The organism is uncultured Christiangramia sp., from assembly GCF_913046405.1.
In the GTDB taxonomy this organism is placed as follows: Bacteria; Bacteroidota; Bacteroidia; order Flavobacteriales; family Flavobacteriaceae; genus Christiangramia; species Christiangramia marina.
The window spans coordinates 1-23,250 of sequence record NZ_CAJWRQ010000025.1 but is presented as its reverse complement, the minus strand read 5'-3'; the positions used below and the strand labels follow the sequence as shown (position 1 = coordinate 23,250).

The 23,250-nt window shown below is 38.5% G+C and carries 19 protein-coding genes; 9 read left to right on the top strand and 10 right to left on the bottom strand.

Features of this window, described 5'->3' with window-relative positions:
- Nucleotides 1-46: 46 nt before the first annotated feature.
- Nucleotides 47-1,378, bottom strand: a complete 1,332-nt coding sequence (locus QZ620_RS05150) for a tyrosine-type recombinase/integrase (RefSeq protein ID WP_295179713.1) — start codon at nt 1,376-1,378, stop codon at nt 47-49.
- A gap of 278 nt (nt 1,379-1,656) precedes the next feature.
- On the bottom strand, nt 1,657-2,250 hold the full coding sequence (locus QZ620_RS05145; protein ID WP_295179711.1) for an NAD(P)H-dependent oxidoreductase: 594 nt from the start codon (nt 2,248-2,250) through the stop codon (nt 1,657-1,659).
- Nucleotides 2,251-2,344: 94 nt separating this feature from the next.
- On the opposite strand from QZ620_RS05145, the gene QZ620_RS05140 reads away from it, so the two are divergent.
- On the top strand, nt 2,345-3,250 hold the full coding sequence (locus tag QZ620_RS05140) for a LysR family transcriptional regulator (RefSeq protein WP_295179709.1): 906 nt from the start codon (nt 2,345-2,347) through the stop codon (nt 3,248-3,250).
- Between the two features lie 228 nt (nt 3,251-3,478).
- Here the strand turns inward: QZ620_RS05140 and QZ620_RS05135 are convergent, their stop codons facing one another.
- From QZ620_RS05135 to QZ620_RS05125, 3 genes are all read right to left on the bottom strand, one after another.
- Nucleotides 3,479-4,024: a lipid-binding SYLF domain-containing protein gene (locus tag QZ620_RS05135; RefSeq protein WP_295179707.1), complete on the bottom strand. Its 546-nt coding sequence runs from the start codon at nt 4,022-4,024 to the stop codon at nt 3,479-3,481.
- Between the two features lie 305 nt (nt 4,025-4,329).
- Entirely contained in the window at nt 4,330-4,524 is a 195-nt protein-coding gene (locus tag QZ620_RS05130; protein ID WP_295179705.1) for a helix-turn-helix transcriptional regulator, read from the bottom strand.
- A complete protein-coding gene (locus tag QZ620_RS05125) occupies nt 4,521-4,928 on the bottom strand; it encodes a hypothetical protein (protein ID WP_295179703.1) in 408 nt (135 codons plus the stop codon). Before QZ620_RS05125 ends, QZ620_RS05130 begins: the two co-directional genes overlap by 4 nt.
- 194 nt (nt 4,929-5,122) lie before the next feature.
- Between QZ620_RS05125 and QZ620_RS05120 the strand changes: the two genes are divergently transcribed.
- From QZ620_RS05120 to QZ620_RS05110, 3 genes are all read left to right on the top strand, one after another.
- Entirely contained in the window at nt 5,123-5,758 is a 636-nt protein-coding gene (locus tag QZ620_RS05120) for a DUF4403 family protein (protein WP_295179701.1), read from the top strand.
- Nucleotide 5,759: 1 nt separating this feature from the next.
- Nucleotides 5,760-6,413 carry a deoxyribose-phosphate aldolase gene (gene deoC / locus QZ620_RS05115; RefSeq protein WP_295179699.1) on the top strand — a complete coding sequence of 218 codons (654 nt, stop codon included), beginning with the start codon at nt 5,760-5,762 and terminating at the stop codon, nt 6,411-6,413.
- A 143-nt stretch (nt 6,414-6,556) separates the two neighbouring features.
- The gene (locus QZ620_RS05110) at nt 6,557-10,387 is read left to right on the top strand and encodes a triple tyrosine motif-containing protein (protein WP_295179697.1); all 3,831 of its coding nucleotides are present in this window, start codon (nt 6,557-6,559) and stop codon (nt 10,385-10,387) included.
- A gap of 71 nt (nt 10,388-10,458) precedes the next feature.
- Here the strand turns inward: QZ620_RS05110 and QZ620_RS05105 are convergent, their stop codons facing one another.
- From QZ620_RS05105 to QZ620_RS05095, 3 genes are all read right to left on the bottom strand, one after another.
- Nucleotides 10,459-12,858 (bottom strand): glycoside hydrolase family 31 protein, encoded by a 2,400-nt coding sequence (locus QZ620_RS05105; RefSeq protein ID WP_295179695.1) that lies wholly within the window; start codon nt 12,856-12,858, stop codon nt 10,459-10,461.
- 63 nt (nt 12,859-12,921) lie between these two features.
- Complete coding sequence (glgB, locus tag QZ620_RS05100) at nt 12,922-14,829, bottom strand: 1,4-alpha-glucan branching protein GlgB (protein WP_295179692.1); 1,908 nt, start codon at nt 14,827-14,829, stop codon at nt 12,922-12,924.
- Nucleotides 14,830-15,098: 269 nt separating this feature from the next.
- On the bottom strand, nt 15,099-15,725 hold the full coding sequence (locus tag QZ620_RS05095) for a diheme cytochrome c-553 (protein WP_295179690.1): 627 nt from the start codon (nt 15,723-15,725) through the stop codon (nt 15,099-15,101).
- Nucleotides 15,726-15,857: 132 nt separating this feature from the next.
- On the opposite strand from QZ620_RS05095, the gene QZ620_RS05090 reads away from it, so the two are divergent.
- Nucleotides 15,858-16,322 (top strand): RNA methyltransferase, encoded by a 465-nt coding sequence (locus tag QZ620_RS05090; protein WP_295179688.1) that lies wholly within the window; start codon nt 15,858-15,860, stop codon nt 16,320-16,322.
- Here QZ620_RS05090 and QZ620_RS05085 read toward each other — a convergent pair.
- Nucleotides 16,319-17,764, bottom strand: coding sequence for a TonB-dependent receptor (locus tag QZ620_RS05085; protein ID WP_295179686.1), 1,446 nt, complete (start codon nt 17,762-17,764; stop codon nt 16,319-16,321). The two genes, QZ620_RS05090 and QZ620_RS05085, sit on opposite strands and share 4 nt — an antisense overlap.
- Before the next feature lie 172 nt (nt 17,765-17,936).
- Here QZ620_RS05085 and QZ620_RS05080 point away from each other — a divergent pair, with 172 nt between their 5' ends.
- On the top strand, nt 17,937-18,383 hold the full coding sequence (locus tag QZ620_RS05080; RefSeq protein ID WP_295179684.1) for a VOC family protein: 447 nt from the start codon (nt 17,937-17,939) through the stop codon (nt 18,381-18,383).
- Here the strand turns inward: QZ620_RS05080 and QZ620_RS05075 are convergent.
- Nucleotides 18,380-19,918 (bottom strand): SulP family inorganic anion transporter, encoded by a 1,539-nt coding sequence (locus QZ620_RS05075; RefSeq protein WP_295179682.1) that lies wholly within the window; start codon nt 19,916-19,918, stop codon nt 18,380-18,382. The two genes, QZ620_RS05080 and QZ620_RS05075, sit on opposite strands and share 4 nt — an antisense overlap.
- A 247-nt stretch (nt 19,919-20,165) precedes the next feature.
- Here QZ620_RS05075 and era point away from each other — a divergent pair, with 247 nt between their 5' ends.
- The 3 genes from era to QZ620_RS05060 form a co-directional block, all read left to right on the top strand.
- Nucleotides 20,166-21,053 (top strand): GTPase Era, encoded by an 888-nt coding sequence (era, locus tag QZ620_RS05070; protein ID WP_295179680.1) that lies wholly within the window; start codon nt 20,166-20,168, stop codon nt 21,051-21,053.
- A 79-nt stretch (nt 21,054-21,132) separates the two neighbouring features.
- Entirely contained in the window at nt 21,133-22,437 is a 1,305-nt protein-coding gene (gene der, locus QZ620_RS05065) for a ribosome biogenesis GTPase Der (RefSeq protein ID WP_295179677.1), read from the top strand.
- 109 nt (nt 22,438-22,546) lie between these two features.
- Nucleotides 22,547-23,250: carboxypeptidase-like regulatory domain-containing protein (locus QZ620_RS05060; protein WP_295179676.1), on the top strand; the 704-nt coding region annotated here is incomplete at its 3' end.

Genomic DNA, 23,250 nt, shown 5'->3' with positions numbered 1-23,250 from the left:
AGTAATTAAAAGAGAAAATAACTTGGGATAATAATCATTAATTGATTCAAAAATTGATTACACTGTCCAGTGCATCATCTGCATCTCTATGAATAAAGTTGGCTTGGTAATTTAGCGTGGTTTTTAGGTCACTATGGCGGTAAAGCTTTTGTAGCATTAAGGGGTGTATCTTATCTCCGGCTATGTTTCCAAAAGTATGACGTGCTATGTGGTTTGAAAGATTTTTGTCTATTTCACACTCTTTAGCTATTCGTTTCAGGAACTTATTTAAAACCTTAGTAGCGTTCCTCATTTTAAGAAATACGCTTTTTGGATCATTTTGATTAGCATCTTTTAAAAATGGAAAAATATAGCCGTTGTTTTCCGTTTTATCCATCAGGTAAAGGTTAAAGATGGTTATGGCTTTTTCCGGGACTTTAAAGCTCAATGGTTTTTCATTCTTATTCATCACGTAGTACAGGCGGCCATCTTTTATATCTGTCCACTTCAAGGCTACAACATCTGAAATTCTTATACCTGCAAAGTAGAAGGAAACAAGCCAGATATTCCTGGTGTGCCATATCGAAGAATGACTTTCCGCTGCTAGATTTTCAATTTTGATAACTTCCTCAGCAGTCAGTCCAATTTTATTTCCTGAGCCAATTCTGATTTTTTCTTTTTCGCCAGCGAAAGGATAATATTTTTGAGAAACAATCCCATCTTTTATAGCAACATTAAAGAGGGTTCTAATAAAAATAAGTTGGTTTGTAATGGTTCTTGTCTTTTGTCCCAGGTAAGTGGAGCAGAAGGCTTTGTACTTATTTAGAAATGATTCATTAATTTCCCGAAACTCCAGCCGAGTATTTCTCTTAAAATAGGTAATGGCATCCTCAAACGAATATTCACCTTTTCTGGTCTTACTTAATCTTATTCGTCTTCGCTCTTTTATTGATTTTATAACCGCCTCTTTCCTTTGACTGGTTTTGAGGTTCAGAAATTCTTCCAGATTATAGAGAATAGACAGCTCAGATTTCGCGACAGAAAAAGTTCCTTTATCATATTTTTGTTTAACACGTTCAGCCGCTACTGCAAAGAAAGATTGAGATCCTCCCGGTCCTTTGAGTTTGTTTTTAATCTGCCTGGGCGTCAAATCATCTTCTGAATGAAAATACAAATCCTGGGCCTCGGTCATTTTCTTCATCAGGAAATGATTCAGTTTTTTATGGTTAGGATGGCTTTTTTTAACCTTTCCAAACTTTTTGTCCCAATCTTTTTCAAGAATATAGTGTCCAAGCCAATGGTAGTTTGTCTTATAATTTTCACTAATTCTAAGAGCAAGAGGAATAGTTTCATCTTTCCTGATCATATTTTTGCGCAAGACAACTTTTATACTGGCCATAACGAACTTATTTTTAGATATTTAAATATAAATAAAAATTCTAAAAACTAGTACAGAATAAGTACAGAATAATTCCATTTTACCTGTTATTCTTTGATATCACTAAAAATGTAAAAGCCTGAAAAACATAGCATTTATGGGTGTTTGACGGATTTTGAGGCTCCTCTAATTTCAGCTCATAACCCGAAGGTCACTGGTTCGAGTCCAGTTCCCGCTACTAAGCAAAAAGCCATTCATTCGAATGGCTTTTTTCGTTTATTATCGTCCTTGCGGAAATCTCAACAATCATTAAAGATCTGACTCAGAAATTGATCATATTTTTTCAGTTCTCTGGGAACATCTGCGTTCTTTTCCATATCGTGGAAATGCGTTGAAGCGATAAATTCCAGACCAATAAATTTGTTCATTTTATGAAAAGCGTAAAGTGGTCCTTCATCCACACTCTTTTGGTCGAAAAATTCTCCCTCAAGCTTAAAAGCGTCTTCCGGTGCGTTCCAGCTAGTTGTTAATAGATACTTCTTCCCATGAAGACTTCCTCCGGTTCCATAATTAATAGAAGGATTCTTCCTGCTTCTTCCATCGTTTGTATATATTCCATTTTGATGCCCTGCAGTAAAGACCTTGTCTATGTACTCCTTAAATCCAAAAGGAATCTGAAACCACCATATTGGAGTGTGGTAAATTATAATATCTGCCCATTTATACTTCTCAACTTCTTCTAAATTGTATTTCTTTCCAACTTCAGTCGTTCTAACATCAAAGCCTGGTCTATTCGCGAAATAATTTGTGTTGTTCTGTAATAATGTTTTATTAAAACGGCCGGGAGAATGTGCGAAAGTATGTCCGACGTTTATTACAAAAATGTTCTTCATAGCATTTAATATTATTAGTTCGGGACAAAATTAAAGGCTATTATACTATCATAAAAATAGTATGATTTATACCTTTGTATTAAAATAGTAATAGATGGTAAGTATGGAATGGTATCGCACATTCGTAGCGATCTATGAGAAAAGTACCTTAACAAAAGCTGCTGAGGCCTTATTTACAAGTCAGCCAGGGGTAAGCGTTCATTTAAATGCACTGGAATCCTATATAGGTCGTAAACTGTTTGAAAGAACATCGCGTAGAATGATCCCGACAGAAGAAGGTAAACAACTTTACAATTTTGTGCTGGATGCAGTTAAAAGACTTGAAAAGGCTGAACAACATTTCAAGAAAACTTCCCAGGTAGAAGTGCCTTCCATTAATATTGGAATGTGTACTGAAACCTTTCAAACGATACTCGAACCTGAAATTTCAAGTTTAGATTTCAACCTGCTGGCAAAGTTTGGGGATCATCAGGAATTGATTAAAGATCTAAATAATGGCATTCTGGATTTAGTCATAACCCCTAAGTTTGATACTAAAAACTCTCTTGCGACCTATGAAGCATTTACGAAAGAGAATATCGTAATGGTGGCTGGGAAAGGTTCGGAATTAAAAGAGATAAACTCTTTAATCGACAATGAAGGTTTCGGTGAGCTGGAGAAGATATTAAAAAGGCAGACCTGGTATAGCGCATCTAATGAGATGGATCACTTTAGACGTTTCTGGTATGAAAACTTTAAAAAGAGGGTAGATTTTAAACCGAATTATATTTTACCAAATATTGGTTCTATTATAAGATCTATAGAGAATAATAAAGGCTTCGCCATTGTGCCTGATTTCCTAGTAAATGATTCACTCAGGGACGCTAAGATTCAACTAGTGTGGTCTGGTAAAAAAGAAGTTAGTAATATTCTCTACTTCGCTACTCGAAGTGATCTGAAGCATAAAGAAGAGACCGCAGTTATTAAAGGTATTTTTAGAAGAAAAATGATAAAGTTATAATAAGGTGATTACAGAAGTTTTTCAAACTATAAAGATTATTTTTTTGGTGATGCAATTTCTATAAACTCAATCTACCAAAATTTAGATAGTTCTTTGTGCTGGCATTCTTAGTCCGGCTCCACATATCTATATAATGTATACAGACTGTAATCGATTCCATCATGAAAAGTCTGAAAACAAAAAAACCGACCCTAAGGTCGGTTTTTGAATATTTTATATTACCTGATATTACATTGCAGTGTATCCAAATCTCTGTCCTGCAACAGATACTCCAACCATCGCACCAGCTTTAGGCATAGTTGCTACAGCTGTACCATCAGTAAATTTGATAGTTTTAGATTTTCCTTTTTCCAGAATTACCGCAGTAGCATTTCCAGATAATTCATAATCTCCTTCTTGGAACTTGTTCAAATCTTCTTCATTTTCGAAGAAAATTACTTCTCGGTAAGCTTTTCCACCAACCTGCAGTCCTACATCAACTTGCTTTAAGTTAGCATATCCTACCATTGTTCCGTTTTCGTAGACAATTCCGTTTCCTGAAGCACCACCAATGATATATGCACCTTTTCCAACATTCGGGAAAATTGCATATCCAGCGGAACTTGCAAACAACTCAGCCAAATTAGGTTCTGCTGCGGTCATCGCTGCTTTAGCTTCCGTAGCGTCAGCTTTAAGATCGGTCATATCTCCCGTTTTAGTGGATCCACAACTTACTATTCCAATGAATAGCATTAATAATCCGGTCTTTCTTAAGTAAACATTTAAATTTTTCATGACTTATTTTTTTGGTAATTCAAAACTAATCGAATCATATTACAAGACCTGTTAAGCTCACGTTATTTGGGAATATCTTAAAGCAGAACCTAAACACGATGTTAAAATATGTGCTGTTAATGCTTCTATTGAAAAATTTTTATAAACTACTAATATATAGTGTAATACAAATATTTGATATTGAATTGAGCTAATAATAAAAGCTATTGAGTTAAACCATGCTCGGCATTCTGGATACTTTAGCTTTTGAATTTAGTTAAATATTAGGGGCTCGACTTGTAGGGAATCGGCCCCTTTTTTTATATTCAATTTTCAGCTTCGAAAATTTCTTCGATTGTTTTGTCAAACAGGTGCGAGAGTTTGAAAGCTAAAGGTAAACTGGGATCAAACTTTCCTTTCTCTATAGCATTAATAGTTTGTCTGGATACATTTAGTCTTTTTGCAAGTTCGGCCTGCGTCAAATCATGCTCGGCTCTTAAAATTTTGATTCTGTTTTTCATCGATACCTGTATTGTCCAATTACCACTCCGGTGAAATAGCTTAGCCCAATCACAATTACCAGATGCGAAATTTCAGCATCGAAATTAATAAGGTTTGTAACATCCATTGTGGAGTAACTAATTCCAAGGATAAGCGCAATCCCTAGTGATAAGCCCATTGCTTCAAGGTGAATCTTTCTTTGTAACTCGTCCAGGCTTTCCAGGTGCTTTATGTTCGCGATGATCATTCCAACTCCAATTAGTAGATTGATGATTAGTAAGATGGTCGTGATCGTGTTATTGCCTGTCCATAGATAAAGATTTCCAAATACCACCACTGCCAGGGATGTAACCCAAAGTGTGGTCCATAATGCCAAGAGCTTTGTGCGTCCGGTTGTACAGTTTTTACTCGTTGATTTTTCCATGATGTAAAGTTTATTTGACACAAATATAGAAAAAGATTTAATTAGAATGGTTTGTTTTACAAAAAGTATATAAAACTTTACATTCGGTTTTACTTTTTTAGTATTTCAGTCTTGATAAGATTTTGCTAAACTCCGCCTGTATCCATTCTGAAACCTAAGTTTTCTATATCTTCGAATCTCTCAAACTTTCCAAAATGATGACTGATACAAACCCAAATATTTCTGAAGCCGATTTTGATATTACCATTCCTATAAAGATTGGTTATCCTGCTCTAAATGATTTTCTAAAGCAGAAACTGGTCGGTGAGATCATCAGCAAAGAGAATGAGGAAGGCGAAAAGTCTAACTATGCCCAGATCCTGGACATTACGATTGAGAAAAGTGACAATCCGGAATACGATTTATGTCTGCCTGTTACGGTGCAAACGCTTACTAGTTTTTTTAAGAACAAGCAGGTTAAATTTTTGTTCTACGCGAGTTTACACCTGGATCGTGAACTGCAAAAAATTGAACTTGCAAATTATGAGATCGATGGTCAGAATAACAACTGGCTTGTAAATCAGGCATTGGAAACTGTCGTGAACAAATGGTTGTACGCTAAATTAAAGGAAAAAATGAATTTTAATTTCATGCCTCAACTGGAAGAGCAAATGAATTCCTTGAACAGTAAATTGGAAAATAAGATAGAAGCCAAGGAAGGCATCAATCTTATTGGTTTCCTGGAAGATCTTGAAGTTGCGCAGTTTATGGCTGACGAAAATGACCTTTGGATCTCTATGCGCTTGAAGGCAAATGGTGTGGTTGAAATAGATAAAATTAAACTTCCCTAAGATGAAGCTAAATCACTATATCGATCATACGCTATTAAAACCTGAAGCCAGCCCTCAGGCAATTATAAAACTTTGTCAGGAAGCGATTGATTATGAGTTCTATGCGGTTTGTGTTTCCGGATGTTATGCCTATTTAGCTGCAGAGCAAATTAGACAATCTAATGTAAAGCTAGCCGTTACCGTAGGCTTCCCATTGGGTTCTTTAACTTCGGAAGCAAAAGTGCAAGAGGCCAAAATTGCGATTAAACAAGGTGCAGATGAAATCGACATGGTTATGAATATTGGTTTTCTTAAAGCTGGTTTGACTGAAGAAGTAGAAGAGGAAATAAGGTCTGTAAAGTCGGTAATTGGAGAAAAGATTCTCAAAGTCATTCTGGAAACCTGTTATTTAAGCAATTCTGAAATTGTAAAGGCCTGTATGATTTCAGAAAAAGCAGGAGCTGATTTTGTGAAAACTTCTACAGGTTTTGGTACTGCTGGTGCTAGTATCGAACATATAAAGCTTATGAAGCAAAGCATTGGTGGCAATATGAAAATCAAAGCTTCAGGAGGAATTCGAGATATAGAGACCGCCTTAGAATATGTAAATGCCGGTGCAGACCGCATTGGAACCTCTTCCGGGATTCAGATTGTTTCCGGCTCATGGATCTCATAGGATTTTTCTTACTTCATTTTGTTCATATCGTCTTAATAACTAGGCTTTAAAGTCTTTGTTTACAGAACTTTAATAAGTCGATTTTTACCTAAATTATTCGTGTTTAACTTATAATTTCTGTTGCTTTGATACAATCTAATTTAGTGTTCCGCTTATTCCTTGTTGTTTTTATGGGAATGATCGTGAAGGGTACGGCACAGGTTCATAAATCTCTGCAGGAAGTCAGAATGATCAATAGCTTTACAGATGCTGAAAAAGTCCATATTCAGCAGGCTAACGGTGATCATCTCTGGATCACAACGCCATTAAAAGTTATTCGATATAACTCTGCGGAAGTAGAGGATTACAATAAATTTCGGGGTATTCCATCTGAAATTGGGAAACAATATCGTGCTACTTTAACAGATTCCAGAGGACAGGTATGGCTTACCGGAGACAAAGGTCTGGCTGTTCTCGAGAGCGGAAAGCAGGATTTTAGATTTGTAAGTTCCATGCCCGGGAAGGTCTATGAGATGCTGGAAGACCCGGCGGGTCAGTTATGGCTGGCTGCAGAGAACGGTATTTTCAAGCTGAACGTCGATTCTAAAGCTAAGGATTTCGGACTTTCAAGATTTCTTTCTGAAAATACTAAGGCAACCACGTCTACTATCTTTAATGACGAAATCATTTTTGCCGGACCAAATGCGGTGATCGCTATTAATAGAAGATCCGGGAAATTCAGACGCCTAAAAACTTCATATTACGAAAATCTGGAGTTCACGGCACTTCTATCACTCGGTAATAAGTTGTTGCTGGCTACCAATAGAAAGGGGATGTTCGAATTCGATGCACAACTAGATAGATTTCAGAAGATCTACAGGCTGCCTTTCGATCTCACCAGAGGTCATATAACAGATTTACTCAAAACCAACGATAAGGTCATTGCCCTGACCCGTGATAATGGGGTATATAAATTCGATGAGGAACTAAAATTTATTAAAAAAGAGGAAAGCTTTCCGAAGCAATTATTTGCAGCCCAGTTAAATAATAAAAACTTGCTCTGGTTAGTTGGAAATGACGGGCTCTATCTAAAAAATCTATCTTCAGAATCCATATGGCAATTGCACCATGATCCTGCGAAATATTCAAGTCTGGCAGGCAATAGGTTAAGTGCCATGGCCACAGATTCTCGTGGACACGTTTGGTTTGGAACCAGTGAAGGCCTGAGCATCTGGAACCCTGAGACCGATCGCTATAGTCATATCAAAAATTTAAACTACAAAAAGGCAAGACAAAATCCAGATAAGATAACTTCTATTGCTGCTAACGAGCAGTATGTATGGGTTGCGACCGGTGAAGATGGTGTGTATAAGATAAATATCAATACACTTCTTAGAGCTCATTATGCACCCACCGCACTTTACAAAACAGAGGTTCTGGAAGCGAATGCCCTATTTATTGATTCTTCTGAAAATACTTGGATTGGCGGAGAAACAGGTTATTTGACAAGAATAAGTACTTCCAATGAGATCAAAACCTTTCCTTTAAAGGAAGTCCTGGCAATTGCAGAACTCGGACCCAGAAAACTGATTGTAGCTACCAGGAATCGTGTTCATTCCATAGATCCCATTAGTGGTCGTATTAGCGATCTTGATATGCTTACTGCCAGCGAAACCATGCATTATTACGCCATCAACCAATTGTATATCACTCAGGAGGGCATAGGTCTCTTTGCAACAGAAGGCACAGGTTTAATCTCGTATAATTTTGAAACGGAAGCTTTAGAGATCTTTGATGAAGATTTTGGTTTACCGTCTAATAATGTGGAAGGAGTGATCGTGGAGGATGAAAATTACTGGATATCTACAGATGAAGGTCTTGCAAGTTATGATGTAAAAGAAAAGAACCTTAGAGTATTCAGCGAATTAAACGGACTTACAACTTCTGAACTAACTACAGGTTTTACTAAAATGACGAACGGTTCCCTTGTCCTGGGGACAGCGAAAGGGGTTAATATTTTTAAGCCGAAAAGTATGCTGGCGCAGCAGGAGTTGAAACCTGAAGTGGAATTCAGAACTCTTATGCAGGCTTCAGTTCGGAATGAAAAACAAAGAAGGATCTCATTACTAAGTGGTTCGATCATCGAAGTAAAAGAAAATACAGGTTTCCAGGTAGCCTTCCAGGGATTATCATTCTGGTCTCCAGATGAATTGCTCTATAGCTGGAGAATGCAGGGAATTGAAGATGAATGGTCCAAACCTTCAAAAGTGAATTCAGCGAGCTATGCCAGTCTGCCTCCGGGAAATTACATGTTTGAAGTAAGGTCAAAACTACCAAATTCCAGTTGGTCTGAAGTCAAGCAAATTCCCGTAGAAGTCGCAGCAGTTTCAGGAGGTATTGGAGTTGTGTATCTATTTATGGGAATTGGAATTGTAGCGGCTGTGATCATATTTGCCTACGTATTTGTGCTTCGTTCCAGAAATGCCGACAGGCAGGCCAAGGAAGAACTTAGAGCAAAACTGCAACAGGAGTTTCAGAAACCTGTAGAAAGCGCGGTACAATCCTTAAGTAAAATATCAGCTTCTAAAGATGCGGATAATCAAGAGGATCTACAGCGATATGCTGCAAGGTTTGATGATCTTTTCAACCAGATCCTGAATTTCAATTATGAAGAATCTGTTTATGAAATTTCCAGTATAACATTAGATGCACATATTCCAGAGGTGGTAAATGAGATCGAACCGGTCTACAAATTGAAAGATCTCGACTTGATCATTAATAACCATTGGGGAGAAGAACCTTTTTATTACAATATGGAGATGCTGGATAAGATCTTCTTTAGTTTGATATCGGGCAGTGCAGGGTATTCGATAAAAAATGGAAAGATCATTCTAAATCTTATTCGCACTGGTGCTGGAGATCTGAAGGTTCAGATCACAGATACCGGAAAAGGCATTCCTGCGCAGGATGTTAAGGTGCTGGAAAAGAAGCGTGGTCTGGATCAACGAATGAAGTTTAGAGATAAGAGCGGACTTCGTTATATCCTTAAAGCTATGGAACTCATTAATAAAGCAGGTGGAAGCTTCAATTTTGAAACGCAAAGTAATGAAGGGTCAACATACACTGCGGTATTAAAGAACAGGCAGGAAGATTATCGCAGGGTACCCCAACGTGCTGCCGGAATCCTTCAGTCAAAAAATATTCAGAAAGCAATGGCTAAGTCTCTTCCGAAGGAAATTGAGAATATTAGTGACAGTAAGATATTGATCATTGATTCTGAAACTTCCTCCAGGGAACTACTGGCGAATTTAATTGGTCAACATTGCCAGGTTTATCAGGCGGCAACGGCTGAAGAAGGCATTGAAAAAGCAAATATGATCTTCCCAGATATCATAATTGCAGCGAGTATGCTATCAGATATGAACACTATTCAGCTATCTAAAATGCTTAGGCGTAATCCTGCTCTCAACCATATCGATATATTCATGATCACAAATGAGGGACAGCAATTTGATACGGATCAGGTAGCTGAAATTACAGAACTTATCAGTGAACCTTTGAATATGACATTATTGATGAATAAGATCGCTTCAACCTTGAAAAGTCAGCAGGAATTTCGAGAAGGCTTCATCAAAAGTCATTTGCAAAATATTAACATAGTATACAGGTCTGATCGTGATAGGAAATTTATTCAGGAATCAAAACAGACTATCCTTGATAATATTGAAAAAGACAATTTCACTGTGCACGATCTTAGCGCATCCTTAGGTATTTCGAGTAATACACTGTTCATGAAACTTAAAAGTTTGGTGAACCTTTCGCCTCAGGAATTTATAGAGTTTGTCCATGCAGAATACGGAAGAGAATTGCTGAACGATGGTGATTTTAATACCATGGAGGTTGCATACAAAGCAGGTTTTTCCAGTCCAAAACGCCTTCAGGAAAGTCTGAAGAAGTTCTACGGAAAGGATTATAACTCTATCTTAGAACGGTAGTTTCCAGTATTCATTCCACAAAAAAAAGCCTGTTCGTCAAGAACAGGCTTTTTACTTTCTAATAATAGTAATTATCCTACCAGTTGTAGTTCACTAAAATCCTTCTTTATGATCATGCTTTTTTCTTCAGCATTGTATTGAAGTGTTTCTAATGGCACTTCTTCATTTTCGTAGAATACTCTTCTAATTTCAAATGGAAGTCCGTGTAGGTTTAGTTTAAAGGTGTCATAGGAAGCCGAGAACTTTCCGCTCTTATGCTGCTGGATGATCACCTCATCTTCCTTACCTGTCAGCTTAAATGTACGAAGGCTGTAAATGTTTTGTCGGTATTCATACCCATCATGCGCATCTTCATAAAATTCGGAATTCTCTTTTCCTAGTTTGTAATATACATCAAGCGTCATTTGTTCGATCTCTACCTGATCTACATATTGCTGGATTGGGTATTTAGGAATTATCGCTCCGGCCTTGATAAATATAGGTACGATATCCAGTGGTGCGTCTACCCAGATTTCCTTACCACCATTTACCAGATCGTCGCTCCAGAAGTTGTACCACTGGCCTCTTGGAATATACATTCTACGTCCCTGTACATTTGGTTCCTGAATTGGGCATACCAGGATCTGGTTTCCGAAGATAAATTCATCAGATCTATAATGTGTTTGTACATCTTCCTGATCAAAATAAACCAGAGGTTTTAGAATTGGCTGACCTTCCTGAACGTAGTTATAGAACGCAGTATATAAATATGGCAATAGCTGATAACGTAATTCTACGAACTTCCGGCTAATGTCAAGTACGTCTTCTCCAAAGAACCATGGTTCCTGTTCGCCATGATCTCCCGATGAATGAACGCGGCAGAATGGATGAAATATTCCTAGTTGTATCCATCTGGTATAAAGTTCTCCGGAAGGCTGCTCGGCAAAACCACCAATATCAGATCCGGCAAAACTCATTCCACTCATACAAAGTCGTTGTATCTGGACATTTGCGAGCCATAAATGTTCCCAGGTAGCTACGTTGTCACCTGTCCAGGTTGAAGTATAGCGTTGTCCTCCAGAATAATTTGCTCTGGTAATGATAAACGGTCGCTTCGGAAAATTGAACTTTTTAACTCCTTCATAGGTAGCTCTGGCCATCTGCATTCCGTAGATATTATGAGCTTTTCTATGGCTACATGCATGACCATCATAATCATGTCTAACATCCAGCGGGAAGGTTTTTCCTGGAACCTCCATCACTGCAGGTTCGTTCATATCGTTCCAGACTCCTTTTACTCCAATTTCACCAATTAGTTCCCTGTATAAACTACTCCACCATTCACGTACATCGGGATTGGTGAAATCGGGGAAGTAACATTCCCCTGGCCAAACCTTACCTCGCATGTATGGTCCATCTGCTCGGCGACAGAAATAATCTTTGTCTAAAGCTTCTTTAAAAACATCATAGCTCAGGTCTATTTTAATACCGGGATCGATGATGGCTACGGTTTTAAAGCCGTCTTCTTCCAGTTCACGAACCATTCGTTTAGGATCTGGAAAAAATTCCTTGTTCCACGTAAAGCAACGGAAGCCTTCCATATAGTCAATATCCAGGTAGATCGCATCACATGGAAAATTTAATTCCCTGAATTTTGAAGTGATTTCCTTGACCTTGCTTTCAGGATAATAACTCCATTTACACTGATGAAATCCCAATGCCCACATTGGTGGCAATTCCGGTTTACCGGTAAGATCTGTATACGTCGTGAGGACATCGGTCATTTGCGGACCGTAGATGAAGTAATAATTCATCTCCCCACCATCTGCCCAGAAGCTGGTTACATTTCGACGTTCACTACAAAAATCAAAATGTGTTTTAAATGTGTTGTCGAAAAAGATTCCGTAGGAAATATTCTGTTGAAGACCCATGTAGAAAGGAACCGCTTTATAAAGTTCATTCGTATCCTTGCCGTAAGCATATTGATCTGTGTTCCAGAGGCTCAGTCTTTTACCCTTTAAATTGAAGTTGGTTGGCTTGTCCCCAAGTCCGAAAAAACTTTCCTGATCTTTCGAAGATTTGCTCATTTTGACAAAATTCCCTCCAAACTCGAAGCTTTCTTCCCAATGGAACCCAAGTTCGTCTTCCAGAATGATCTTACCACTATGTTCGTACATCCCTACACGCAGATCATCCTTGGCAACTTTACAGATGAACTTTTCAGTCTTTACAACAACGTGTGTGTCCTCTTCTGAAATTTCCAGGTGGTTAAAACCATGAGGATGATTTTGATCTACTGCATATGAAAAGTCGTGCTCAAAAATACCATTGGTGGTATATCGAAATCGCATCATATTGTCCCGAAGGATCGTTAGTTGTAGCCTTACGCCATTTTTAGTGATAAAATTGACGGTATCCTGATCGTGTTCGTAAGAAATCAGGCTGGTAGGGTATAGATTCCCCTTTTGTTCAAGTTCTGTATTTGTAATCATTTTTCTTAGCTTCTAATTATTCCGGCAACCAAAATTTGCAACCAGAGTATGTTTTTTTTGATATTATGCAAGTTTAAATACCACTGTTGCAAGTGGAGGAATAGTAATTTTTGCTGAAAATTCTTTCCCGTGAAAAGCTTCTTTTTCGATTTTAATAGCATTATTCGTTACTCCAGATCCTCCGTATTTCGTATCATCTGAATTAAAAATCTCTTTTAATTTTCCCTTCTTCGGAAGACCAATTGAATATTCTTTCAATACAGTGGGAGTGAAATTACAGACAACTGCCAGTATTTCTTTTTCTGAAGTTCCCTTTCTCAAGTAACTGATCACCGAATTCTGATTGTCATCAAATGAGATCCATTCAAATCCTTCTTCACTGAATTGTTTATCGTATAATGCAGGTTGTTTTTTATAAATTATGTTGAGATCAGTAAGTGCCTTCTTGATACCACTATGAGAATCCTGTTCCAGCAAATGCCAGTCCAAGCTGGTATTGTAGTTCCATTCTGCATACTGTCCCAGCTCAGCTCCCATAAATAAAAGTTTCGCACCTGGATGTGTATACATATAACTATACATCAATCTCAAATTTGCGAAACGCTGCCAGTCGTCACCCGGCATTCTACCAAGCAATGATTTTTTTCCGTAGACAACTTCATCGTGACTTAAAGGCAATACGAAGTTCTCAGTAAATGTATAGGTCATACTGAAGGTGATATCATTTTGATGATACCCGCGATGAATAGGATCCTTTTTAAAATATTCCAGGGTATCGTGCATCCAGCCCATCATCCATTTCATTCCAAAACCTAAACCTCCATGGCTTACCGGCCTGGAAACTTTAGGAAATGAGGTGGATTCTTCAGCAATTGTTTGTACTCCCTGGAAACTGCTATATACTTCAGTATTAAGATCTTTTATAAAACTAATGGCATCGAGGTTTTCTCTTCCGCCTTCAGCATTAGGTTCCCATTCACCATCTTCTCTTGAATAATCCAGGTATAACATGGAAGCTACGGCGTCTACTCGAAGACCGTCGATATGGTATTTATCCAACCAGAAAACTGCGTTACTTATCAAAAAGGACCGAACTTCATTTCTGCCATAATTAAAGATGAGACTTTTCCAGTCCTGGTGATAGCCTTTGCGAGGATCTGGATGTTCGTATAGATGCGAACCATCAAATTTTCCAAGACCATGTTTGTCTTCAGGAAAATGTGAAGGCACCCAATCCAGAATGACTCCAATCCCCGCTTTGTGAAAAGCATCCAGCAATTGCATGAATTCCTGGGGATCGCCAAACCTGGAGGTAGGAGCAAAGTATCCGGTTAATTGATATCCCCAGCTCGGGTCATAAGGGAATTCCATAATTGGCATGAATTCTACATGCGTGAACTCCATTTCCTTTACATAACTTACCAACTCATCTGCCATTTCAAGGTAAGTAAGAGAACGGTTTTCGAGGGTATTCTTTCTCCAGGAGCCAAGATGAACTTCATAAACAGAATAAGGCTTATCCAGTGCATTCACCTCTTCACGACGGGACATGAATTTCTTATCCTTCCATTTGTAATCCAGATCCCAGACAATAGAAGCCGTGTTTGGTGGATGTTCACATCTTAAAGCGTAAGGATCAGCCTTTTCAAGAATTTCTCCATTGTTATTAGATACAATTCTGAATTTATATTTATCTCCTTTCTTAGCACCCGGAATAAAACCCTCCCAGATGCCACTCTCATCCCAGCGTACATTTAGAGGATGGTCATCAATATTCCAGTAATTAAAATCACCAATTACGGAAACCAACTTTGCCGAGGGAGCCCAGACAGAAAAGTAAACTCCATCCTGTCCTTCATGAGTTATTAAATGAGCACCGAACTTTTCGTACAGTCTGTAATGTTTACCCGATCTAAAAAGTGAAATGTCAAATTCTGTAAATAATGAGTAAACCTGTACTTCCTGTTTCATGCGTCGTTTTTAATTGTATTTACGGTTAAATTTTATTTCTGAAAATTCTCTGTTGAATTAAACCCAGATTTGATTGCTGAAATTACCGATCAGGAAATAAAAATAACAAACTGATATTTAAAAATACCGGCAATCTCAAAGTTGTTTCGGTTTTTGAGCTTTAATTGAGGAGTTTATAGTGAAATCCTGTATTCGTTTATAATTTGCTGAAGATTAAGTTTTAAACGGTTGATTTATTGCAGATTCCCGAATAATATAGAGACATAAAATCAGGCATTCTGAAGGCTATCCAGTTTATTAGGCGCCACCGGAGCGTGTACGGCATTTTCAACTGGCTTAGTAGACTTTAAATAACGAAAAATAGATTCAAGATCCTTATCGGTCAGCTCACTGTAATTCTGCCACGGCATAGGTGGTAAGATCATCCTGCCACCGGAATCTCCTTTGAGTTTTCCTTCTCTAATAGCAATTTTAAACCTTTGCATGCTCCAGTTACCCAGTCCCGTGTCACTAGAAGTAAGATTTGAAGCATAACTAATTCCCCATGGACCTATGGCAACGGTAAGATCGCCGCTCATTTGTATCCATCCATTTTTTATCGCTTCTGAAGAAAACGGAGGAAGACTATCTCCTGACTGGTAACCTGAGAGTGCCAGCTCTGGTATAATCTCTGGACCTCTTTCTGTCATTCGTTTTGGAGAATGGCAATCATGACAACCTATGGTGTTTACGAGGTATTCACCATGCGAAATACTATCCTGAAGACTAAGTTCCTGAGCCGGAACTTTAGCGTAATCATTCTTATCCTGGCAGGAAATAAGTACGATAGTTAAAGCTAAGAAGCCTGTAATAATAAACTTGAATAAAGTAGATGGGCTTTTTCTAGGAATTCCCATAAGATTTTAACCATTTGATTATCAACACTTAAAAATAATAAATATTTCATTATTAGTAGTTCTGCCATTCATAACACTACTGAAGTTTTACTTCTATTCTGAAATATGGAGCGCTAATACTATCTTTGCAAAATGACAACAAATAACCTCGAACAAGGATTTTTTGGAATTGGAATTCAAAATGGTAAAACGCCTGAAAATCTTGGAGTTTTATGGCGTTCAGCTCAAAATATGGGAGCGAGTTTTATTTTCACCATTGGCAACAGGTACGCGAAACAGGCTTGTGATACCCATAAAGCTGTAGGTGCAATGCCTTATTTTCATTATGAAAGTTTCGAGGAATTCTATAAACACCTCCCAAAAGGTGCCATGCTGGTAGGTGTGGAGCTGGCCGAAAGTGCAGTTCCTCTGGAAACTTTCAAACATCCCAGGCGCTGTGTCTATTTGCTTGGGGCTGAAGACCATGGACTTTCCAATGAAGCCATCGAAAAATCACATCATCTGGTAAAGTTTAGTTCTACTTTAAGTTTGAATGTTTCTGTGGCCGGAAGTATCGTAATGTATGACCGCAGAATGAAATCTGAATTTTCTACTTAAGCTTCATTTTCAGATGCTCGTTCCTTGCTGAACAAATTTTTCTCCTTGATCATTTTAGCGGTAAGGCCTGGAACCATATCTTCCCATTCCGGATTGCCCTCGCGTATCATTTCGTACACTTTTCTAGGATGAATTTCTAAAGAATCTCTATCGTACTCAGTAATATCGATCACCTTATTGTTATCTATGAAAAAATTATAAAGCTCTCGCATTCTTGGATGCACTTTTAAATTCGAGCTATCGATGATCTCCCCGGTTTTTTCATCAAGCATAGGGTAGAGATATACCTTTAAACTCTTAAAGAAAAGTTTGCCGAAGGCTTCCAGAATTCCCCCGCTTAGGTGTCTGTAATATTTCTCATTGAAAATGTCCACGAGATTATCTGCTCCCATGGCCAGACCCAGTTCTTTCTTGGTATGCTGCGCAAAATATTCAACGACCTTATAATATTCCTGAAAATTGGAGATCATTACTGTCTGTCCCGAAGCACAAAGAAGATCTGCACGATCCAGAAAATCTTTTTCATTTATTTCACCTTCAGCTTTAAGATTATTCAGGGTCATTTCAAAGATGGTAACCGTATTTTCAGGATCGACCTCTTCCTGTTCCAGAAACAGTTTCCGTGAGGTCATGTACATATTGAGATTCAGATTGGTTACTGGACGAAAACTACCTCTAAGTGTAAGGATGTTCTTTTTATAAAGTGCATTTGCCGGTAGAATATTGTTTCCATCTTTGGAGAACATCACCGCATCTGTTATACCATCCTTAACAAGCTCCAGGCTCATAAGTCGGTTATCGACATCTTTAAAAACCGGACCGCGAAAGTTGATAGAATCAATTTCGATCTTATCTGTGCTTAAGTGATCGTATAGTTTTTTGATGAGCACCTTAGGATCATTACTCTGGTAGAATCCAGCATAGATGAGGTTTACACCCATGATTCCCAGGCTAATTTGCTGTTGGGAAGCATTATTTTCATGAAACTGAACATGAAGTATGATCTCGCTATATTCCTGCTTTGGTTCTCGCTGAAATTTTATTCCAAGCCACCCGTGACCTTTGTATTTCTTTGCCCAGTCTATAGTGGCTACCGTATTAGCATAACTAAAGAATAATTTATCTGGGTATTTTTTTCTTGAAAGTCTTTTTTCGATCAATTCTGCTTCGTAATCGATCATTCTTTTTAAACGAGCTTCGGTTACATAACGGTTCTGAGGGTCGAGTCCATAGATCGCATCACTAAAATCCTTGTCGTAGGCGCTAAGCGTTTTCGCAATCGTCCCTTTTGGGTTTCTTGCTCTAAAAAAATGACGAACAGTTTCCTGTCCCGCTCCAATTTCAGCGAAAGTTCCATAGATGTTTTCGTTGAGGTTCAAGCGTGTGCACTTATTCTCTACGGAAAGTATGTTTTGGAATTCATCCTCGCTTAATTCGGCCATTTGCAGATTGTTTTGGTTGGTAGCTGAAAGTTAGGAATATTAAAACAACCCTATGCTCGTTTTAAGTAATGTTTAAAAGAATTTAACTCGTTAAAGCTTCAATCGAGCGCTTAATTTTTGGAAGTAATTTTACTTTGAAAATTAAGTATCTTGAACTTTAAATAAAATTTTTATGAAGAAGATACTTATCATTCTAATTGCATTTCTGGGTTACAACAGCAGTGCTCAGACTAATACCTTCAGTTTTAGTAAGGATCATGACGCTTTACTCGTAGAAGATCTCTCCCGCTCAGCAAAATTCTATTCCGAAGTATTAGGACTGGAAGAAATAGATAACGGAGGATTGCCTGCCAGTATCAGGTGGTTTCAGCTAAAAGATTCCGTACAGATCCATTTGATCGAGAGCGAGGAAGTTCCTGCTAGCCACAAAGGTGTGCACATGAGCTTAAATACTTCGGAATTGGATGAATTCATGAAGTTTCTGCAGGAACATAATATTGCTTTTGAAAACTGGCCGGGCGAAAGTAAGACAACAAACACCCGCCCTGATGGGATTAAGCAGATCTACCTGCAGGATCCAGACGGTTACTGGATCGAGATCAATGACAACATGCTTTAAGATTCATCTGCCGCCACTTTGTAGTCTGGATCTTCCAGAATATTAACTTCAATAATAGCATCTGCATTTTTCAGTAATCTAATGCAGTCATCGCTTAAATGTCTAAGATGAACTTTTTTGCCCACCTTGCTATATTTCTGAGTCACGGCATTCAAGGCTTCAATAGCAGACATATCTGAAACGCGACTGTCTTTAAAGTCGATAATGATCTCTTCTGGATCGTTCAATGCGTCAAACTTTTCAGCAAAATTAGTGGTGGAAGCAAAGAATAAAGGTCCGTAGATCTCGTAATGCTTAACTCCGTTCTCATCGATAAATTTTCTGGCTCTAATTCTTTTCGCGCTTTCCCAGGCAAAGAACAGTGCAGAAAGGATCACACCTACCAGAACTGCTAAGGCAAGATTGTGCAGAAATACGGTAATTAATGCTACGACAACCACCAAGAAAATATCCTTTTTAGGTACTTTATTAAAGATCTTCAAACTAACCCATTCAAAAGTTCCAATTGCCACCATGATCATTACACCAACCAAAGCTGCCATTGGGAGTTTTTCAATGATAGGAGCGCCAAATAGAATGATCGCAAGAATTGTAAATGCTGCAATGATTCCAGATAACCGGGCTCTTGATCCAGCAGAAAGGTTTACAAGAGTTTGAGCGATCATCGGGCAGCCACCCATTCCGAAGAAGAATCCGTTTAGAATATTAGAACCACCCTGCGCGATACATTCTCTGTTACCGTTTCCTTTAGTTTCAGTAATCTCATCCACCAGGTTCAGGGTTAATAAACCTTCAGTAAGACCAACTGCTGCCATGATCATGGAATAAGGAGCGATCAATTCTATGGTTTCCCAGGTTAGTGGAATTTGAGGAATATGGAATGGAGGAAAACCACCACTAACAGAGGCAATATCTTTTACTGTTTTGGTGTCTATTCCGAAGAAATATACCAGTAGAAACACGACAATGATGGCAACTAAAGAAGAAGGAACAGCTTTAGTGACCTTAGGTAAAAGCACCACGATGGCAATCGTTAAAGCGACCAGGCCACCCATGATATACAGTGCAGTTCCAGACAACCATTCTATATCACCGTTCACTACGGTTTTAAACTGATCCAGCTGCGACATGAAGATCACGATAGCCAGACCATTCACAAACCCGAACATTACGGGATGAGGCACCAGTCTTATAAATTTACCAAGCTTGAAGACACCAATGATGATCTGGAAAACTCCTGCTAATGCAACTGCGGCAAGAACGTATTCGAGTCCGTCTGACTTCATTAACGCGATCAAAACAATTACAGTGGCCCCGGCACCTCCAGAGATCATTCCCGGTCTGCCACCAAATATTGCGGTTACCAAACCAGCAATGAAAGAAGCGTAAAGACCCATTAGCGGAGGAAAACCAGCCAGAATAGCGAAAGAAAGTGATTCGGGAATCATGGTCATAGCAACCGTTAATCCAGCAAGTACTTCAGTTTTATAGTTAACCTGTTGTTTGAAGTCGAATAAGTTCAGCACTTTTTTCATAATGAGGCTTTTTCAGCTTAATTTTAAGAAGCGGCAAAAATAGTCATTAAAAACAGAAGGACAACCCGATCGTATTATTGATTGAAATTTTTACTAAATTTTGATTATCAAATGATTATATTCATAATATCATACTAGAAAGGTACGCTAAATAGCAAATTCCAGCGGGCTGAACGCCGAATGTTAGAAATTGAACAAACATTAGGTAACAGTTCACAAATGAAATACCTTTGCAAAAATTTTCATTATGGCACATAAGGCCGGTTTCGTAAATATCATAGGTAACCCAAATGTTGGGAAATCCACTTTAATGAATGCTTTCGTTGGTGAAAGACTTTCAATAATCACTTCAAAAGCACAAACAACCCGTCATAGAATTCTGGGTATTGTGAATGGAGAAGATTTCCAGATGATCTTGAGTGATACACCCGGGATCATTAAACCAGCATACGAGCTACAGGCCTCCATGATGGATTTTGTGAAATCTGCTTTTGAAGATGCAGATGTTCTGATCTATATTGTTGAAATTGGAGAAGAAGTATTGAAGGATGAAGCATTCTTTAAAAAGATCGAAAACTCTGAAGTACCGGTTTTATTATTACTGAATAAGATCGATAAATCAAACCAGGACCAACTTGAAGAACAGGTAAAGTACTGGAGTGAAAAAGTGCCAACAGCCGAAATTCACCCAATTTCAGCATTGGAAGGTTTTAATGTGGCAGAGGTATTTAACAGGATCATCGAATTATTGCCAGAATCTCCGGCTTTCTACCCTAAAGATACGCTTACCGATAAGCCTGAACGATTTTTCGTGAACGAGATCATTCGTGAGAAGATCCTTATGCATTACAAAAAGGAAATTCCTTATAGTGTAGAGATCGAAACCGGTGAATTCTTTGAAGAGGAGAAGATCATCAGGATGCGTAGTGTGATCATGGTAGAGCGAGATACCCAGAAGGGGATCATTATTGGTCATAAAGGTGCCGCATTAAAAAGAGTAGGAGTAGAGGCTAGAAAGGACCTGGAGAAATTCTTCGGAAAACAGGTTCATTTAGAACTTTATGTAAAAGTGAATAAGAACTGGAGAAGTGATGCCAGTCAGCTGAAGAGATTTGGCTATACAGATAAGAAGTAACTACATTTTCAAGAATACGGGAAGTTGAGCTAATTAGCTTAAAATCATTAATTTTGCTTCCTGAAATCAATATCATATTATGGGCAATATTGTCGCCATTGTAGGGAGACCAAACGTTGGTAAATCTACTTTTTTTAACCGGCTTATACAGCGTAGAGAGGCCATCATCGATTCTGTTAGTGGTGTAACCAGGGACAGACATTATGGGAAATCTGACTGGAATGGTCATAAATTCTCCCTTATCGATACCGGTGGGTATGTGAAAGGTAGCGACGATATTTTTGAAGCTGAAATCGATAAGCAAGTAGAGCTTGCGATCGAAGAAGCAGATGCGATCATTTTTATCGTAGATGTGGAAACAGGAGTGACGTCTATGGATGAAGAAGTAGCCAACCTACTTCGTAGAGTGGACAAGCCTGTTTTACTTGCAGTGAATAAAGTGGATAATAACAAACGTCTTGCTAACGCGGTAGAATTTTACTCGCTTGGTCTGGGTGATTATTTTCCAATTGCCAGTACAAACGGTAGTGGAACCGGTGATCTTCTGGATGCACTTGTAGAAGCTCTGCCAGTAATTGAAGAAGAGGAAGATACAGAATTACCAAGATTTGCGGTCGTGGGCCGTCCAAATGCAGGAAAATCATCGTTTATTAATTCCCTTATTGGGGAAGATCGTTATATCGTAACCGATATTGCCGGGACTACCCGCGACTCTATCGATACCAGGTACAACAGGTTTGGTTTCGAATTCAATCTTGTAGATACTGCAGGAATTCGTAGAAAATCTAAGGTTAAGGAAAATCTTGAATTTTACTCGGTGATGCGTTCTGTGCGTGCAATTGAGAACTGCGATGTTTGTCTTTTGGTGCTGGATGCAACCCGTGGGTTTGATGGTCAGGTTCAGAATATCTTCTGGCTGGCTCAGAGAAACTCCAAGGGAATCGTGATCCTGGTGAATAAGTGGGATCTTCTGGATAAGGAAACCAATACGCTTAAGGATTACGAAGCCATGATTCGTCGTGAGATCGAGCCGTTTACAGATGTGCCGATCGTATTTATTTCTGTTCTAACTAAACAGCGGGTTTTTAAAGCAATTGAAACTGCTGTAAAGGTTTTTGAAAACAGAAGTAAAAAGATCAAGACCCGTTTACTTAATGATATTATGCTGGCGATCATTGAAAAGAATCCGCCACCAGCCTACAAGGGAAAATACGTAAAGATAAAGTTCTGTACACAATTGCCAACACCACATCCACAATTTGCATTTTTCTGTAACCTGCCACAGTATGTTCGTGACCCATATAAACGTTTCTTAGAGAATAAGTTACGTCAGGAATTCGATTTTCAAGGGGTGCCTATCAGTATCTTTTTTAGAAAAAAGTAAAAGAAACCTTAAACTTTTAACGTTGTAGGTAGTCTAAATCTCAAACCAATGTTCAGTAGTGAGCATTGGTTCAATTTTTTACACTATCTATATGCGAAATTATTTCAGCTTGCTGCTACTTTTAGTGAGTGCGTTAAGCTTTGCCCAGGAATTCGAAGTATCAGGAAAGATCGTTGATACTGAATCCAATCCTCTTGAATCTGCCACGGTTTATGTCGAAAAGATTGCTGATAGCAGTCTGGTCACTTACACTATTTCTGAAAAGGACGGGAGTTTTCTTCTTAAGGGAAATACCGAAAATAAAGCTGTAAATCTTTACGTAAGCTACGCTGGTTTTAAACCTTACCGTAAGCAAATAGAAATTACCAAAAAGCAGGATCTAGGTGCTATTTCTTTGGAAATCCTGGATAACGCGCTGGATGAGGTTACTTTAACCGCTACAAGAGCACCTATTTCTGTAAAGCAGGATACGCTGGAATTCAATGCCAATTCTTTCAATACCAGGCAGGATGCCAACCTGGAAGAACTCATGAAAAAGCTGCCGGGAGTAGAAGTGGATAGCGATGGTAATATCACCGTGAACGGGAAGCCTGTTTCGAGAATCCTGGTAAACGGTAAGGAATTCTTCGGAAATGATCCCAAGATCGCTACGAAAAACCTTCCGAAGGAAATCATAGATAAGATCCAGGTAGTGGATACTAAGACTAGAAGCGAGGAATTTACCGGAAAGGCAGGAGATTCAGAAAATAAAACCATTAATATTGAACTAAAGGAAGACAAGAACAAAGGCTGGTTCTCACGGGTAACTGCCGG

Bases quoted from the DNA above. Each gene is read 5' to 3' on its own strand.
- QZ620_RS05150 (WP_295179713.1), bottom strand. From the start codon at position 1,378: ATGGCCAGTATAAAAGTTGTCTTGCGCAAAAATATGATCAGGAAAGAT.
- QZ620_RS05135 (WP_295179707.1), bottom strand. From the start codon at position 4,024: ATGAAAAATTTAAATGTTTACTTAAGAAAGACCGGATTATTAATGCTA.
- glgB (WP_295179692.1), bottom strand. From the start codon at position 14,829: ATGAAACAGGAAGTACAGGTTTACTCATTATTTACAGAATTTGACATT.
- QZ620_RS05090 (WP_295179688.1), top strand. From the start codon at position 15,858: ATGACAACAAATAACCTCGAACAAGGATTTTTTGGAATTGGAATTCAA.
- deoC (WP_295179699.1), top strand. From the start codon at position 5,760: ATGAAGCTAAATCACTATATCGATCATACGCTATTAAAACCTGAAGCC.
- QZ620_RS05075 (WP_295179682.1), bottom strand. From the start codon at position 19,918: ATGAAAAAAGTGCTGAACTTATTCGACTTCAAACAACAGGTTAACTAT.
- QZ620_RS05130 (WP_295179705.1), bottom strand. From the start codon at position 4,524: ATGAAAAACAGAATCAAAATTTTAAGAGCCGAGCATGATTTGACGCAG.
- QZ620_RS05145 (WP_295179711.1), bottom strand. From the start codon at position 2,250: ATGAAGAACATTTTTGTAATAAACGTCGGACATACTTTCGCACATTCT.
- QZ620_RS05140 (WP_295179709.1), top strand. From the start codon at position 2,345: ATGGTAAGTATGGAATGGTATCGCACATTCGTAGCGATCTATGAGAAA.
- QZ620_RS05080 (WP_295179684.1), top strand. From the start codon at position 17,937: ATGAAGAAGATACTTATCATTCTAATTGCATTTCTGGGTTACAACAGC.
- QZ620_RS05125 (WP_295179703.1), bottom strand. From the start codon at position 4,928: ATGGAAAAATCAACGAGTAAAAACTGTACAACCGGACGCACAAAGCTC.
- era (WP_295179680.1), top strand. From the start codon at position 20,166: ATGGCACATAAGGCCGGTTTCGTAAATATCATAGGTAACCCAAATGTT.
- QZ620_RS05085 (WP_295179686.1), bottom strand. From the start codon at position 17,764: ATGGCCGAATTAAGCGAGGATGAATTCCAAAACATACTTTCCGTAGAG.
- der (WP_295179677.1), top strand. From the start codon at position 21,133: ATGGGCAATATTGTCGCCATTGTAGGGAGACCAAACGTTGGTAAATCT.
- QZ620_RS05105 (WP_295179695.1), bottom strand. From the start codon at position 12,858: ATGATTACAAATACAGAACTTGAACAAAAGGGGAATCTATACCCTACC.
- QZ620_RS05095 (WP_295179690.1), bottom strand. From the start codon at position 15,725: ATGGGAATTCCTAGAAAAAGCCCATCTACTTTATTCAAGTTTATTATT.
- QZ620_RS05120 (WP_295179701.1), top strand. From the start codon at position 5,123: ATGATGACTGATACAAACCCAAATATTTCTGAAGCCGATTTTGATATT.